This window comes from Pantoea phytostimulans, from assembly GCF_046118715.1.
GTDB lineage: Bacteria > Pseudomonadota > Gammaproteobacteria > Enterobacterales > Enterobacteriaceae > Pantoea > Pantoea phytostimulans.
Genome location: NZ_CP173698.1, coordinates 2,931,126 through 2,946,678 on the forward strand (window position 1 = coordinate 2,931,126; position 15,553 = coordinate 2,946,678).

Genomic DNA, 15,553 nt, shown 5'->3' on the forward strand with positions numbered 1-15,553 from the left:
ATTCTGTTGTCCCGCGCCGCTTCTGCCGCGCAGGGTTATCCGCTGAACAAGCTGAAAATCTCTGTCTCTCAACCAAAACGCCTCTGGCGTTGTAAGGTTAAGCCTCACGGGTCATTAGTACCGGTTAGCTCAACGCATCGCTGCGCTTACACACCCGGCCTATCAACGTCGTAGTCTTCAACGTCCCTTCAGGACCCTCAAGGGGTCAGGGAAAACTCATCTCGGGGCAAGTTTCGTGCTTAGATGCTTTCAGCACTTATCTTTTCCGCACTTAGCTACCGGGCAGTGCCACTGGCGTGACAACCCGAACACCAGCGGTGCGTTCACTCCGGTCCTCTCGTACTAGGAGCAACCCCCCTCAGTTTTCCAGCGCCCACGGCAGATAGGGACCGAACTGTCTCACGACGTTCTAAACCCAGCTCGCGTACCACTTTAAACGGCGAACAGCCGTACCCTTGGGACCTACTTCAGCCCCAGGATGTGATGAGCCGACATCGAGGTGCCAAACACCGCCGTCGATATGAACTCTTGGGCGGTATCAGCCTGTTATCCCCGGAGTACCTTTTATCCGTTGAGCGATGGCCCTTCCATTCAGAACCACCGGATCACTATGACCTGCTTTCGCACCTGCTCGAGCCGTCACTCTCGCAGTCAAGCCAGCTTATGCCATTGCACTAACCTCACGATGTCCGACCGTGATTAGCTGACCTTCGTGCTCCTCCGTTACTCTTTAGGAGGAGACCGCCCCAGTCAAACTACCCACCAGACACTGTCCGCAGCCCGGATTACGGGCCTACGTTAGAACATCAAGCATTAAAGGGTGGTATTTCAAGGTTGGCTCCACGCGGACTGGCGTCCGCGCTTCAAAGCCTCCCACCTATCCTACACATCAAGGCTCAAGGTTCAGTGTCAAGCTGTAGTAAAGGTTCACGGGGTCTTTCCGTCTTGCCGCGGGTACACTGCATCTTCACAGCGAGTTCAATTTCACTGAGTCTCGGGTGGAGACAGCCTGGCCATCATTACGCCATTCGTGCAGGTCGGAACTTACCCGACAAGGAATTTCGCTACCTTAGGACCGTTATAGTTACGGCCGCCGTTTACCGGGGCTTCGATCAAGAGCTTCTCCTTGCGGATAACCCCATCAATTAACCTTCCGGCACCGGGCAGGCGTCACACCGTATACGTCCACTTTCGTGTTTGCACAGTGCTGTGTTTTTAATAAACAGTTGCAGCCAGCTGGTATCTTCGACTGGCTTCAGCTCCGGGAGCAAGTCCCTTCACCTACGCGCCAGCGTGCCTTCTCCCGAAGTTACGGCACCATTTTGCCTAGTTCCTTCACCCGAGTTCTCTCAAGCGCCTTGGTATTCTCTACCTGACCACCTGTGTCGGTTTGGGGTACGATTTTGTGTTACCTGATGCTTAGAGGCTTTTCCTGGAAGCAGGGTATCAGTTACTTCAGCACCGTAGTGCCTCGTCGTCACGCCTCAGCCTTGAGGCCGTCCGGATTTACCTGGACTGCCAGCCTACACGCTTAAACCGGGACAACCGTCGCCCGGCTAACCTAACCTTCTCCGTCCCCCCTTCGCAGTAACACCAAGTACAGGAATATTAACCTGTTTCCCATCGACTACGCCTTTCGGCCTCGCCTTAGGGGTCGACTCACCCTGCTCCGATTAACGTTGAACAGGAACCCTTGGTCTTCCGGCGAGCGGGCTTTTCACCCGCTTTATCGTTACTTATGTCAGCATTCGCACTTCTGATACCTCCAGCAGACCTCACAGTCCACCTTCGACGGCTTACAGAACGCTCCCCTACCCAACAGCGCTTACGCGCCGCTGCCGCAGCTTCGGTGCATGGTTTAGCCCCGTTACATCTTCCGCGCAGGCCGACTCGACCAGTGAGCTATTACGCTTTCTTTAAATGATGGCTGCTTCTAAGCCAACATCCTGGCTGTCTGTGCCTTCCCACATCGTTTCCCACTTAACCATGACTTTGGGACCTTAGCTGGCGGTCTGGGTTGTTTCCCTCTTCACGACGGACGTTAGCACCCGCCGTGTGTCTCCCGTGATAACATTCTCCGGTATTCGTAGTTTGCATCGGGTTGGTAAGCCGGGATGGCCCCCTAGCCGAAACAGTGCTCTACCCCCGGAGATGAGTTCACGAGGCGCTACCTAAATAGCTTTCGGGGAGAACCAGCTATCTCCCGGTTTGATTGGCCTTTCACCCCCAGCCACAAGTCATCCGCTAATTTTTCAACATTAGTCGGTTCGGTCCTCCAGTTAGTGTTACCCAACCTTCAACCTGCCCATGGCTAGATCACCGGGTTTCGGGTCTATACCCTGCAACTTAACGCCCAGTTAAGACTCGGTTTCCCTGCGGCTCCCCTATACGGTTAACCTTGCTACAGAATATAAGTCGCTGACCCATTATACAAAAGGTACGCAGTCACCCCATAAAAGAGGCTCCCACTGCTTGTACGTACACGGTTTCAGGTTCTGTTTCACTCCCCTCGCCGGGGTTCTTTTCGCCTTTCCCTCACGGTACTGGTTCACTATCGGTCAGTCAGGAGTATTTAGCCTTGGAGGATGGTCCCCCCATATTCAGACAGGATACCACGTGTCCCGCCTTACTCATCGAGCTCACAGCTTGTGCACTTTTGTGTACGGGACTATCACCCTGTACCGTCGGACTTTCCAGACCGTTCCACTAATGCACAAGCTGATTCAGGCTCTGGGCTGCTCCCCGTTCGCTCGCCGCTACTGGGGGAATCTCGGTTGATTTCTTTTCCTCTGGGTACTTAGATGTTTCAGTTCCCCAGGTTCGCCTCGCAACACTATGTATTCATGTTGCGATGATGCACTGAGTGCACCGGGTTTCCCCATTCGGACATCGACGGCTGTAGCGGTTCATATCACCTTACCGTCGCTTTACGCAGATTAGCACGTCCTTCATCGCCTCTGACTGCCAGGGCATCCACCGTGTACGCTTAGTCGCTTAACCTCACAACCCACAGGCGTTTTGCAACGCTGCGTGCTGTAAGCATTTGAGAGACTCGAACGCGTCGCCTGTGCACCCCTTATTACGGAGGGATGCGGCGCGCGTCGTTTCAATTTTCAGCTTGTTCCGGATTGTTAAAGAGCAGTAAAACTTCGCAATGCACTCGAAAATGCATTCTGAAGTTTTGTTTGGGTATCAACGGGGGAGTTGATGGTGGAGCTAAGCGGGATCGAACCGCTGACCTCCTGCGTGCAAGGCAGGCGCTCTCCCAGCTGAGCTATAGCCCCAAAAGTCTGGTAAAACCCGTCGACCAGTGATCCTGACGAACAGGATTTGGTAGGCCTGAGTGGACTTGAACCACCGACCTCACCCTTATCAGGGGTGCGCTCTAACCACCTGAGCTACAAGCCTGCCGGGGTTTTACTGCTTCTTTACTTTTCTATCAGACAATCTGTGTGAGCACTTCGCGGGAGGTATCTTCAGGTAAGGAGGTGATCCAACCGCAGGTTCCCCTACGGTTACCTTGTTACGACTTCACCCCAGTCATGAATCACAAAGTGGTAAGCGCCCTCCCGAAGGTTAAGCTACCTACTTCTTTTGCAACCCACTCCCATGGTGTGACGGGCGGTGTGTACAAGGCCCGGGAACGTATTCACCGTGGCATTCTGATCCACGATTACTAGCGATTCCGACTTCACGGAGTCGAGTTGCAGACTCCGATCCGGACTACGACGCACTTTGTGAGGTCCGCTTGCTCTCGCGAGGTCGCTTCTCTTTGTATGCGCCATTGTAGCACGTGTGTAGCCCTACTCGTAAGGGCCATGATGACTTGACGTCATCCCCACCTTCCTCCGGTTTATCACCGGCAGTCTCCTTTGAGTTCCCGACCGAATCGCTGGCAACAAAGGATAAGGGTTGCGCTCGTTGCGGGACTTAACCCAACATTTCACAACACGAGCTGACGACAGCCATGCAGCACCTGTCTCAGAGTTCCCGAAGGCACCAAAGCATCTCTGCTAAGTTCTCTGGATGTCAAGAGTAGGTAAGGTTCTTCGCGTTGCATCGAATTAAACCACATGCTCCACCGCTTGTGCGGGCCCCCGTCAATTCATTTGAGTTTTAACCTTGCGGCCGTACTCCCCAGGCGGTCGACTTAACGCGTTAGCTCCGGAAGCCACGCCTCAAGGGCACAACCTCCAAGTCGACATCGTTTACGGCGTGGACTACCAGGGTATCTAATCCTGTTTGCTCCCCACGCTTTCGCACCTGAGCGTCAGTCTTCGTCCAGGGGGCCGCCTTCGCCACCGGTATTCCTCCAGATCTCTACGCATTTCACCGCTACACCTGGAATTCTACCCCCCTCTACGAGACTCAAGCCTGCCAGTTTCAAATGCAGTTCCCGGGTTGAGCCCGGGGATTTCACATCTGACTTAACAGACCGCCTGCGTGCGCTTTACGCCCAGTAATTCCGATTAACGCTTGCACCCTCCGTATTACCGCGGCTGCTGGCACGGAGTTAGCCGGTGCTTCTTCTGCGGGTAACGTCAATCGACGCGGTTATTAACCGCATCGCCTTCCTCCCCGCTGAAAGTACTTTACAACCCGAAGGCCTTCTTCATACACGCGGCATGGCTGCATCAGGCTTGCGCCCATTGTGCAATATTCCCCACTGCTGCCTCCCGTAGGAGTCTGGACCGTGTCTCAGTTCCAGTGTGGCTGGTCATCCTCTCAGACCAGCTAGGGATCGTCGCCTAGGTGGGCCATTACCCCGCCTACTAGCTAATCCCATCTGGGCACATCCGATGGTGTGAGGCCCGAAGGTCCCCCACTTTGGTCTTGCGACGTTATGCGGTATTAGCTACCGTTTCCAGTAGTTATCCCCCTCCATCGGGCAGTTTCCCAGACATTACTCACCCGTCCGCCACTCGTCACCCAGAGAGCAAGCTCTCCTGTGCTACCGTCCGACTTGCATGTGTTAGGCCTGCCGCCAGCGTTCAATCTGAGCCATGATCAAACTCTTCAATTTAAGTTTGATTTGCTTAAACAAGTTAAGCGGTGCTCATCTGTAAAACGTCATAATGAATTTCATTATGTGTTCACTCGTGAGGCTTGATATTTTTTACGTCCTAAGACGCTGATATCCATCCTGCGAGTGCCCACACAGATTGTCTGATAAATTGTTAAAGAGCAGTGCGAACAGCGGCTTAGCCGGTCTGTCGCGAGGGGCGTATAATACGCTTTCCCTCCTCAGAGTCAACCTCTTTTTCAGAAGCTTTTCTCCGTCGACCCAGTTTCCTGCGTCTCCTGAACCGCCATCCCGTTGCCGGTTTGCCGTGTCAGTGGAGGCGCATTATAGGGAGTTCTTCCGGGCTGACAAGTGCTAATTTCAATTAATTTTCTGACTGCTGTTTTTTTCTACTCAAACGCGTTAAACCGCTAGTTTTTCAAGCAAAGGGAAGCCATATCGTTGTAGAACGGGCGATAATTGCACCGCCTCGCTGTCCATTTGCGTACAAAATGCTGCATTTTCCTGGGAAGAACGTACCACGGGTGCTTCATGCTCCAGCAACCAAGCCGTTCTACGTGCGATAGCAGCACCAGAATCGATAAGACGTGTTCCTTCTGGTAATACTTGCTGAAGCTCTTCACGCAATAAAGGAAAGTGCGTACATCCCAACACAACCGTATCTGGCGGTTCAGACATTCTTAGCCAAGGCTGAACAATATGTCGCACCTCGTCTAAAGATACTTCATCACCATGCAGCTTCGCTTCAGCCAACTCCACCAGCTCCGCCGACCCCAACATTTCGATTTTGCATGAGGTCGCAAATTGCTGCACCAACTCATGTGTATAAGGACGGCGTACTGTCGCTCGCGTAGCCAGTAAGCCCACCACACCATTACGCGTTAAACGCGCCGCCGGTTTAATTGCTGGCACAACGCCAACAACCGGAAAGGCAAAACGCTCACGTAACGCCGGTAGGGAGATGGTACTCGCTGTATTGCAGGCGATGATCACTAAAGAAAGAGGATATCGCTGAGTGATCGCTTCGACGATAGCAACGACACGTTCAATAATGAACGTTTCGGTTTTCTCGCCATAAGGAAAGCCCGCATTGTCGAAGGCGTAGAGATAATGAAGATCCGGCAAAAGCTGCCGAACCTCATCATAGACGGAAAGCCCACCGACGCCAGAGTCAAATACCAGCACGGTGGGACGCAGATTAGAAGCTGTAGCTCCCGTTGAGGTAATACTCTCGTCCTGGAGTTTGATAGCCATACGCTGTCTCGTAGTCTTTATCGAACAGATTGGCAATTCTACCACGAACGGTGAGATGCGAAGTGACCGGATACGACACAGCAAGATCCCATAAGCTTACGCCTCCTAACTTCACTCGATGTGTCGGATAACTGTTGTAGTCATTATCATAACGATCACCCAAATAGTGATAAGTCACTGACCAGTCAAAATCATATATAGTCCAGTCGAGTTGATACTTAACCTGCTGTTTAGCCCGGCGAACCAGTTGCTGATCTGTATCCCCATCACGAGCATCAACATAGTCATATGAAAGTTGATGACTAAGAGGGCCTGTATCAAAGGATGCTGTAGCCTCTACACCTTTAATTCGCGCTTTCGCAATGTTGTAGTAGCGATAGGTCACAGGATCGCTATCAATTAAATTATCGATGTCGTTGCGATAGCCAGAGACGCGCCAATTAATCGGTCCGGTTAAGCCTTCAAAGCCACCTTCCCATTGCTTGCTTTTTTCTGGGTCAAGATCGCGGTTGCCATAACCTGGACTATAAACTTGTGAAAGATTAGGCGCCTTAAACGCGGTGCCATAAGAAGCAAAAGCACGATAACCCGGAGTGAATTCCCATGAAGCTGCTGTTTGCCAAGTATTGTGCCAACCAAACTGATTATTATCATCGCCGCGCACTGCGCCTTCGAGCGTAATATTGCCGAATTGCTGCTGCCCCGTAACATAAAGACCGGTATTGCGCTGTTCATATCCATCGGCTAGATAATTCGTGCCTGGTTCGGTTGTTTCTTTTTGCCAATCGACGCCAGCGCTAATATCTCCCTGCCCAACCTGAAAAGTATTTCCCCATTGCAGGTTATATTGCGTGACATCATCAAAAGTAGAAGCAGCGCCATAGCGACCATTACGCGGATCGTAGTTGATATCTTTCGTTCGACCGTAGCTGGCAATCAGTTGTGTGGAATAAAAGTCACGGTTAAAGCGTAAGCCTGTGTCCCATGTCTGACTATAAAGCTGACGGGTATCTGCTAAGCCAATCGCGTTGAAGCTACTATCGTATGTATATGAACCATCGTAAGCAGTACGGTTATCAAAGCCGTAGCCACGTACGAATCCGCTGAGTTCATCACCAAATTGATGGTCGAGGTTGCCATACACTGTTTTGCTCATGAAGCCGTCGCGGTCATGCTGTGCGGGGCCATAATCATTAGGATAACCGGCAACAACGTCATAACCTTTGGTATAGGTGTAGCTACCCGCCATCGTCAGTTTCGTGGAATCACCCAACATCTGCTGGGTAGAACCGTCATACGACTGATAATCATTAGAACCTACACCTGCCGTAAGCGTGGTGCCCGGCTGCGCACGTCCGGTAATGATATTCACCACACCACCAATTGCATCGGAACCATAAACGGCTGAGCGTGCACCGCGTATGTACTCGATACGTTGCACCAGCGAGAGTGGAATCTGGCTCAGATCAGAGGATCCTGAAATGCCGGCTTGGTTGAGGCGGATGCCATCAATCAGGATTAGAACATGGCTGGAGTTTGTGCCGCGAATAAACATTGAACTGGACTGCCCAAGACCACCGGTTTGCGCGACATCGACGCCGGGCAGGCGACGCATTACGTCGGTTAGACTTTTAGCTTGCCAGCGATCAATCTCATCACGTGTCACCACCGTTGTCGGTGCTAACACGCTGGACACCGGCTGTGCAAAACGGTTTGCGGTCACAATTTGCGTATCATCATTCTCCTGAGCGAAACCGTTTTGCGCCCAGAGAGAAATCGCCGTTGCACTGAAGGCGAACAGCGATGCTGTAGTTTTATTCATTTTTAATAGCATCCAAAAGACCAAGCAGGATGCCGCAGGCATACAATCAATAGCACGCGATGATCGTACGAGTTGCGACGTCACACCGGCAGGTCTTCGGGCTGGGAACCATAAATGGTGAAGACTTCCCATCCCGCGGGACAGTGTCTGCAAATGCAATCACCACGACATTCCTTACCGCTGCGCGTCAGCTCCAGATTTCCACTGGATTCCCTATTAACTCAGGTTGAGGCCGGCGCACGCAGTCTACGGAGTGGCGATACGGAAGTCCAGACTTCCAAACATCTTATCAGCACAACACTGGACAACAGATATTGAATGCCTACAATCGCCCGGCAAGTTTGCTATTAACCAGGATTGATCATGACGCCCGAACATCTCCCCATTGAAGAATATGACGCGCAACTGGCGGAAAAAGTCAGCCGTTTAACCACGATGATGACGCCTTTTGCTGCGCCCGAAGTGGAGGTGTTCCGTTCGCCGGTCAGCCACTATCGCATGCGCGCAGAATTTCGCTTGTGGCACGATGGTGATGACATCTATCACATCATCTTTGATCAACAGACGCGCGAACGTATCCGTGTCGATCAGTTTCCGGCGGCCAGCGAATTAATCAATCTGGTCATGCCAAAAATGATCGCCGCGATCCGTGACAATCGTACGCTTCGCCACAAGCTGTTTCAGATCGATTACCTGTCGACAATGAGTCATCAGATCGTGATTTCATTGCTTTACCATCGCAAGCTGGATGATGTCTGGCAGCAGGCGGCAAGCGAACTCCGCGATCAACTGCGCGCAGAAGGTATTGATGTTCAGCTCATTGGCCGCGCAACCAAAACCAAAATTTGCCTCGACCACGATTACGTTGATGAGCGCTTGCCGGTCGCAGGCCGCGAACTCATCTACCGTCAGGTTGAAAATAGCTTCACCCAACCCAACGCGGCGATGAATATTCAAATGCTGGAATGGGCGCTGGATGTCACAAAAGAATCGCAAGGCGATTTGCTGGAACTTTACTGCGGCAACGGCAACTTCTCGCTGGCGCTGGCGCGCAATTTCCGTCGGGTGCTAGCCACTGAGATTGCTAAACCCTCTGTAGCCTCTGCGCAATTCAATATTGCGGCCAATCAGATCGACAACGTGCAGATCATTCGCATGGCGGCGGAAGAATTTACGCAGGCGATGAACGGTGTACGCAGTTTTAATCGTCTGGAAGGTATCGATCTGAAAAGCTATGAATGCGAGACAATTTTTGTCGATCCGCCGCGCAGCGGATTAGATGATGAAACAGTGAAGATGGTGCAGGCTTATCCGCGCATCCTTTATATATCCTGTAATCCGCAAACGCTGAGCGACAATCTGCACATTTTGGCGCAAACCCATATTGTTACGCGTTTAGCGCTGTTTGACCAGTTTCCCTATACCCATCATATGGAATGCGGCGTGCTGCTCACGCGCAAAGCCTAAAAAAAACGGGAACCGCTGGGTTCCCGCTTTTACTTTTACTGATTACGCTTCCGCTTGATACGCGTGGCAATCCAGAACACCAGCGCGACCATCAAAATAGTCGGGATAAAGTTCGATCCCATATCAGGATATTCAGCCCGTACTAATGCGCTGTAAACCAAAATTCCCAACAGAAAAAACGCGGCCGCTAAGCCGGGCATGCCATCCGGCATATTGCAGTTCAGATAGCGCTGATGCAAACACCACGCCGCTAAACCCAACGCAATAATGGGAAATATAGAGAACGGCACAAAAGCGCTGAACAGCACCGAAAACGAGCCGTTAATCGCTAAACCGGTAATAAAAGCCAATAACAGTGTGCCTTTATCGCGGGAAACCTGTTGGGTCATGGCATTATCCTTGTTTGATTACTCTTCAGTTTTATCCAATGTGACCGCCAGACGTTCTTGCTCACGGCGGTACCAGTAATAGGCGCCTTTAGCGATCATGCGTAATTGCAGCACCAGGCGATCTTCCAGCTTGCTGCGCTGATCGGCATCGATATCCAGCGCTTCCGCGCCCGCACTAAATACAATGGTGACCATTGCTTCAGCCTGGGCTTCAGTAAAGCTGCGCGGCATGCGATTTTCGACCTCAAGATAATCAGCCAGTTCAGCGATAAAATGCTGAATTTCGCGCGCAACCGCAGCACGGAAAGCGGCAGAAGTGCCAGAACGTTCGCGCAATAACAGGCGGAATGCATTGGGGTTGTTCCCGATAAACTCCATAAAGGTGGCAACCGAGGTTTTAATGATGCTGCCGCCTTTGGCAATGCGCTGTCGCGCCTGGCGCATCAGCTGACGTAGCATTAATCCGCTCTCATCAACCATGGTTAAACCGAGTTCATCGACATCTTTAAAGTGGCGATAAAAGGAGGTCGGCGCAATGCCGGCTTCGCGGGCAACCTCACGCAAACTCAAACTGGTAAAACTGCGTTCGGCGCTGAGCTGACTGAAGGCTGCTTCAATCAGTGTACGTCGTGTACGTTCTTTCTGTTGCGCTCTGACGCCCATTCTATCGGCCTTTTGCGGTGTTGAATGGGCACTATAACAAAATTTTCAGCGTACATGAGCGCAAACTTTGTGAACGGCTGTGAACCTCACTCTTTGTCAAACTGCGTTGAAAATCGCTGTTAGAATTCAGATGTGCGCGGCGAGATGTTAGAATCCCGTTGTAAAAATGTATAAATAATAGGACGTATTGGTATGCAAAAGTCTTACGATTACGATGCCATTGTGATTGGCTCAGGACCCGGCGGTGAAGGTGCGGCGATGGGGCTAGTGAAGCAAGGTGCGCGCATCGCGGTGATCGAACGCTACCACAACATCGGCGGCGGTTGTACGCACTGGGGCACCATCCCCTCAAAAGCGCTTCGTCATGCAGTGAGTCGCATTATCGAGTTCAACCAAAACCCGCTCTACAGTGATCAGACCCGACTTCTTCGCTCCTCCTTTGCTGATATTCTTAACCACACCGAAAGCGTCATCAGCCAGCAAACGGCCATGCGCCAAGGCTTTTACGAACGTAATCGTTGTGAACTTTACCAAGGCGATGCACAGTTTGTTGATGCCAACACCATTGAAATCGAACAGCCTGACGGTTCACGCGAGCGTTTGACCGCAGAAAAATTTGTCATTGCCTGCGGTTCCCGACCTTATCACCCAACAGACGTCGATTTTACCCATCCTCGCGTTTATGATTCCGATTCCATCCTCAACCTACACCACGAACCTGGCCACGTGATTATTTATGGTGCCGGTGTCATTGGCTGCGAATACGCGTCAATTTTTCGGGGTCTTAACGTCAAGGTTGATCTGATCAACACCCGCGATCGTCTGCTGGCCTTTCTGGATCAGGAGATGTCAGATTCATTGTCTTATCACTTCTGGAACAGCGGTGTGGTGATTCGTCACAACGAAGAGTTTGAGAAAATTGAAGGCGTAAGCGATGGCGTAATCATGCATTTGAAATCAGGTAAAAAGGTGAAAGCCGATTGCCTGCTTTACGCAAATGGACGTACCGGGAACACTGATTCGCTGGCGCTGGAAAACGTTGGACTGGAAGCCGATGGCCGCGGTCTGCTGAAAGTGAACAGCATGTATCAAACTGCGCAACCGCATATTTATGCGGTCGGTGACGTTATTGGTTATCCAAGTCTTGCTTCTGCTGCTTACGATCAGGGCCGCATTGCGGCACAAGCGCTGATCAAAGGAGAAGCCTCCGCGCACTTGATTGAAGATATCCCAACCGGAATTTACACCATTCCTGAAATCAGTTCTGTGGGTAAAACCGAGCAGCAGCTGACAGCGATGAAAGTGCCTTATGAAGTCGGTCGTGCGCAGTTTAAGCATCTGGCGCGTGCACAGATCGTTGGCATGAATGTGGGAAGCCTGAAGATTTTGTTCCACCGCGAGACCAAAGAAATTCTCGGCATTCACTGCTTTGGTGAGCGTGCCGCCGAGATTATTCACATTGGTCAGGCGATCATGGAGCAGAAAAACGGTGGCAACACGATTGAGTATTTCGTGAATACCACCTTCAACTACCCCACCATGGCTGAGGCCTATCGCGTCGCCGCGTTAAATGGCTTAAACCGCCTGTTTTAACGTGGTATCGAAATAGCCTTGCATGTGAGTGCGAATAGCCTCTGCCAGCTGTTCATAACGGCTGCGCAGAGGTGAACCCGGACGGTATACCAGCGCAATCGTGCGCTGAGGCACCGGCTTGTAACAAGGCAAATAACAGACGCCATCACGAATACGTTCATTTGGCACAGCCAGCGCAGGTAACAGCGTAATACCGCTGCCGGCTGCTACCATATTGCGCAGCGTTTCGAGGCTGGTCGCACGGAAATGGGTATCTTCATCAGCGCCCGCTTCAAAGCAGAAACCCATCGCCTGATCGCGTAAGCAATGACCATCTTCCAGCATCAGCAGCTTCTCACCAGCCAGATCGGACATCGGAACGCGATCACGATCGTGCCACGGATGATCCTGATACACTGCCAGCTTCATTGGCTCATCAAACAGCGGCACCTCAATAAAGGCTTCGCTCTCTTTCACCAATGCCAGAATAGCGCAATCAAGTTTGCCGCTGTCGAGCTGGGCCAACAGCTGCTGGGTTTGCGCTTCATGCAGATACATTTCTAGCTTCGGAAACGTTTTATGCAGCATAGGAATAACTTGCGGCAACAAATAGGGGCCGGTGGTTGGAATCAGTCCAATATGCAATGGACCTGACATCGCTTCACCCTGCTGGCTCGCCATCTCTTTCAGCACTTTAACTTCACGCAGCACGGTACGAGCCTGATCCACCAGCAACAACCCAGCCTGAGTGAATAAGACCTTACGGCTGGTACGCTCAAGCAGCATTACGCCCAGTTCATCTTCTAACTTACGAATCTGTCCGCTTAGCGTCGGCTGACTAACATGACATGCATCCGCAGCACGGCGGAAATGACGGTGCTCAGCAAGCGAAACCAGGTATTCCAAATCACGAATATTCATTGTTACCCTCCAAACCACGATAGCCCGTGGCGATAGATAGAATAGCAATGAACGATTAGCCCTATCAAGCTGCGATGGGAATAATGCACCCATCAAATTGAAGACCATCGCTCACGAGGAGAAAATATGTATACAAGTCAGGAAGGTAAATCGATCCCAGACGTTACTTTTCACACCCGTCAGGGCGATCGCTGGGTCGATATCACCACCGATGAGTTGTTCAAAGACAAAACTGTAATTGTGTTTTCTCTGCCGGGCGCGTTTACGCCCACCTGCTCATCCAGCCATCTGCCGCGCTACAACGAATTGCATAGCGTATTTGCACAGCATGGTGTTGACAGCATCCTGTGCGTGTCAGTGAATGACACCTTTGTGATGAACGCGTGGAAAGCAGAGCAGCGTGCTGAACATATTACCTTTATTCCTGATGGTAATGGCGAGTTCACCCGCGGCATGGATATGTTGGTTGAGAAAGCCGATCTGGGTTTTGGCCCACGCTCATGGCGTTACTCAATGCTGGTACGAAATGGCGTAATTGAAAAGATGTTTGTTGAGCCAAACAAGCCAGGCGACCCGTTTGAAGTGTCAGATGCCGACACTATGCTGCGTTATCTGGCACCAGAATTTAAAGTGCAGGAATCCGTCTCGGTATTTACTAAGCCAGGCTGCCCATTCTGTACTAAAGCCAAGCAGATGCTGCTGGATCGCGGTATTCAGTATGAAGAAATCGTGCTGGGACAAGATGCTACCACCGTGAGCCTGCGTGCCGTTTCTGGTCGCGCCACTGTGCCACAAGTGTTTATTGGCGGTCGCCACATCGGCGGGAGCGATGATCTGGAGCAGTTCCTGCTTTCAGCGTAAAAAATCTCTGTGTCAGCCGGGAGTGCTGGCCTCTGATGATGTGCCTATAAAAAAGATGTAATTCTGAAGCTAGAGGTTGGCGGGCATTTTATGTGCCCGCTTTTTTTTATCTGCGATTTACGCTTTTACGCTAAACGCTGCTTTGCTTCCGTAATGGCGCGAGCGACCTGCTGCGGTGAAACGCCACCTTGCGCATTACGCTTGTCGAGGCAGGATTGCAGTGCAAGAATCGGATAAACATCCTCTTCAATGGTCGCACTGAACTGCTTCAGCTGTGCCAGTGACAACGCTTCTAACGCCACACCTTGCTTGATCGCCTCAACAACGGCTTCACCGACGATATGGTGCGCCTCACGGAACGGCACGCCTTTAGCCACTAAATAGTCCGCCAGCTCGGTGGAGTTTGCATAACCTTGCTCGGCCGCTTCCTGGCAACGTGGGCGTTTTATCTGAATACCGTCCAACACCAGCACAGACATATGCAGGCAGTCGATCCAGGTATCCAATGCGTCAAACAATCCCTCTTTGTCTTCCTGCATGTCTTTGTTGTACGCCAGCGGTAGCCCTTTCAGGGTCATCATCATGCCCGTTAAAGCGCCCTGCACGCGGCCACATTTGCCACGAATCAATTCCAGCGCATCCGGGTTTTTCTTCTGTGGCATCAGCGATGAGCCGGAGGTAACTTTGTCTGCCAGTTCAATGAAGCCAGCTTCACCGGTATTAAAGAAAATCAGGTCTTCGGCGAAGCGCGATAAGTGCACCATACCAATTGCAGCGTCAGATAAGAGTTCCAGCACGTGATCGCGATCCGAAACCGTATCCAGGCTGTTACGTGTCGCGGAGGCAAAACCTAACCAACCCGCCAACTGCTGACGATCAATTTCATACGCGGTGCCCGCCAACGCGCCACAGCCCAGCGGGCTAACGTCCAGACGCTTCAGCGTATCCTGCAAACGGCTTTCATCACGTGCCAGCATTTCTACATAAGCCAGACACCAGTGAGCAAACGTTACCGGCTGAGCACGCTGTAAATGGGTATAACCCGGCATCACAGCGTCTTGATTCGCTTCTGCCGTCACCACCAGCGCTTGCTGTAATTCACGCGTGGCGCCCAGCAGCGCTTCAACCTGCATTTTGCACCACAGTTTCAGGTCAGTTGCGACCTGATCATTACGGCTGCGGCCGGTGTGCAGTTTTTTGCCCAGCGCACCGACTTTCTCAATCAATTGACCTTCAACCCAGCTATGAATGTCTTCGGCATCGCTCTGCAAAATCTGCTCAGGATTCGCGCGTACATCCTCCAGCAACGTATTCAGCGCGGCTTCTAGCTGCTGTTGTTCGTCACTGCTCAGCACGTTCACCGTCACCAACGCTTTGGACCAGGCGATTGAGCCGATGATATCCTGCTCTGCCAGGCGATAGTCGAAGCGCAGCGAGTCGTTAAACTGTTTGAAACGTTGATCTGCTGCCTGGGTAAACCGTCCACCCCAAAGTGCCATGTGGAAATCTCCTTCAAATCGTTAAACGAAGGGCGGCATAAATGCCGCCCCTGATGTCATGCTGTGAGGCGAGGCTGACCTC

General features: G+C 51.8%; 9 protein-coding genes, 2 tRNA genes, 2 rRNA genes and 1 riboswitch. Of the genes, 3 read left to right on the forward strand and 10 right to left on the reverse strand.

The annotated features are described in order from the left end of the window. Positions 1–93: 93 nt before the first annotated feature. The 6 genes from ACF2G4_RS13730 to btuB all read right to left on the reverse strand — a co-directional run bounded on the left by ACF2G4_RS13730 (position 94) and on the right by btuB (position 8,099). Positions 94–3,000 (reverse strand): 23S ribosomal RNA (locus ACF2G4_RS13730). 208 nt (positions 3,001–3,208) lie between these two features. Then, positions 3,209–3,284, reverse strand: a tRNA-Ala gene (locus ACF2G4_RS13735). Positions 3,285–3,331: 47 nt separating this feature from the next. Next, positions 3,332–3,408: transfer RNA gene (locus tag ACF2G4_RS13740), tRNA-Ile, on the reverse strand. Between the two features lie 73 nt (positions 3,409–3,481). Further along, positions 3,482–5,023 (reverse strand): 16S ribosomal RNA (locus tag ACF2G4_RS13745). Together the 16S and 23S rRNA genes with 2 tRNA genes alongside form the textbook arrangement of a ribosomal RNA operon. A gap of 402 nt (positions 5,024–5,425) precedes the next feature. Beyond that, positions 5,426–6,277, reverse strand: coding sequence for a glutamate racemase (murI, locus tag ACF2G4_RS13750; protein WP_215848198.1), 852 nt, complete (start codon positions 6,275–6,277; stop codon positions 5,426–5,428). Next, complete coding sequence (gene btuB, locus ACF2G4_RS13755) at positions 6,222–8,099, reverse strand: TonB-dependent vitamin B12 receptor BtuB (protein ID WP_409074987.1); 1,878 nt, start codon at positions 8,097–8,099, stop codon at positions 6,222–6,224. The genes murI and btuB overlap by 56 nt, the downstream gene beginning before the upstream one ends. Positions 8,100–8,168: 69 nt before the next feature. After that, positions 8,169–8,351: riboswitch (cobalamin riboswitch) on the reverse strand. A 111-nt stretch (positions 8,352–8,462) separates the two neighbouring features. Between btuB and trmA the strand changes: the two genes are divergently transcribed. After that, on the forward strand, positions 8,463–9,566 hold the full coding sequence (trmA, locus tag ACF2G4_RS13760) for a tRNA (uridine(54)-C5)-methyltransferase TrmA (RefSeq protein ID WP_409074988.1): 1,104 nt from the start codon (positions 8,463–8,465) through the stop codon (positions 9,564–9,566). Between the two features lie 35 nt (positions 9,567–9,601). Here the strand turns inward: trmA and ACF2G4_RS13765 are convergent, their stop codons facing one another. Further along, positions 9,602–9,955, reverse strand: coding sequence for a YijD family membrane protein (locus tag ACF2G4_RS13765; RefSeq protein WP_215848195.1), 354 nt, complete (start codon positions 9,953–9,955; stop codon positions 9,602–9,604). Positions 9,956–9,973: 18 nt separating this feature from the next. Then, positions 9,974–10,618: an HTH-type transcriptional repressor FabR gene (gene fabR / locus ACF2G4_RS13770; RefSeq protein WP_215848194.1), complete on the reverse strand. Its 645-nt coding sequence runs from the start codon at positions 10,616–10,618 to the stop codon at positions 9,974–9,976. Between the two features lie 192 nt (positions 10,619–10,810). On the opposite strand from fabR, the gene sthA reads away from it, so the two are divergent. After that, positions 10,811–12,211 (forward strand): Si-specific NAD(P)(+) transhydrogenase, encoded by a 1,401-nt coding sequence (gene sthA / locus ACF2G4_RS13775; RefSeq protein WP_215848193.1) that lies wholly within the window; start codon positions 10,811–10,813, stop codon positions 12,209–12,211. Here sthA and oxyR read toward each other — a convergent pair. After that, positions 12,194–13,111 (reverse strand): DNA-binding transcriptional regulator OxyR, encoded by a 918-nt coding sequence (gene oxyR, locus ACF2G4_RS13780; protein WP_215848192.1) that lies wholly within the window; start codon positions 13,109–13,111, stop codon positions 12,194–12,196. The genes sthA and oxyR overlap by 18 nt on opposite strands. A 126-nt stretch (positions 13,112–13,237) precedes the next feature. On the opposite strand from oxyR, the gene ACF2G4_RS13785 reads away from it, so the two are divergent. Continuing rightward, positions 13,238–13,972, forward strand: a complete 735-nt coding sequence (locus ACF2G4_RS13785; RefSeq protein ID WP_215848191.1) for a glutathione peroxidase — start codon at positions 13,238–13,240, stop codon at positions 13,970–13,972. Positions 13,973–14,097: 125 nt separating this feature from the next. Here ACF2G4_RS13785 and argH read toward each other — a convergent pair whose 3' ends face one another. Next, a complete protein-coding gene (argH, locus tag ACF2G4_RS13790; RefSeq protein ID WP_332625914.1) occupies positions 14,098–15,471 on the reverse strand; it encodes an argininosuccinate lyase in 1,374 nt (457 codons plus the stop codon). Between the last annotated feature and the right edge of the window lie 82 nt (positions 15,472–15,553).

Bases quoted from the DNA above. Each gene is read 5' to 3' on its own strand.
- murI (WP_215848198.1), bottom strand. From the start codon at position 6,277: ATGGCTATCAAACTCCAGGACGAGAGTATTACCTCAACGGGAGCTACA.
- btuB (WP_409074987.1), bottom strand. From the start codon at position 8,099: ATGAATAAAACTACAGCATCGCTGTTCGCCTTCAGTGCAACGGCGATT.
- trmA (WP_409074988.1), top strand. From the start codon at position 8,463: ATGACGCCCGAACATCTCCCCATTGAAGAATATGACGCGCAACTGGCG.
- ACF2G4_RS13765 (WP_215848195.1), bottom strand. From the start codon at position 9,955: ATGACCCAACAGGTTTCCCGCGATAAAGGCACACTGTTATTGGCTTTT.
- fabR (WP_215848194.1), bottom strand. From the start codon at position 10,618: ATGGGCGTCAGAGCGCAACAGAAAGAACGTACACGACGTACACTGATT.
- sthA (WP_215848193.1), top strand. From the start codon at position 10,811: ATGCAAAAGTCTTACGATTACGATGCCATTGTGATTGGCTCAGGACCC.
- oxyR (WP_215848192.1), bottom strand. From the start codon at position 13,111: ATGAATATTCGTGATTTGGAATACCTGGTTTCGCTTGCTGAGCACCGT.
- ACF2G4_RS13785 (WP_215848191.1), top strand. From the start codon at position 13,238: ATGTATACAAGTCAGGAAGGTAAATCGATCCCAGACGTTACTTTTCAC.
- argH (WP_332625914.1), bottom strand. From the start codon at position 15,471: ATGGCACTTTGGGGTGGACGGTTTACCCAGGCAGCAGATCAACGTTTC.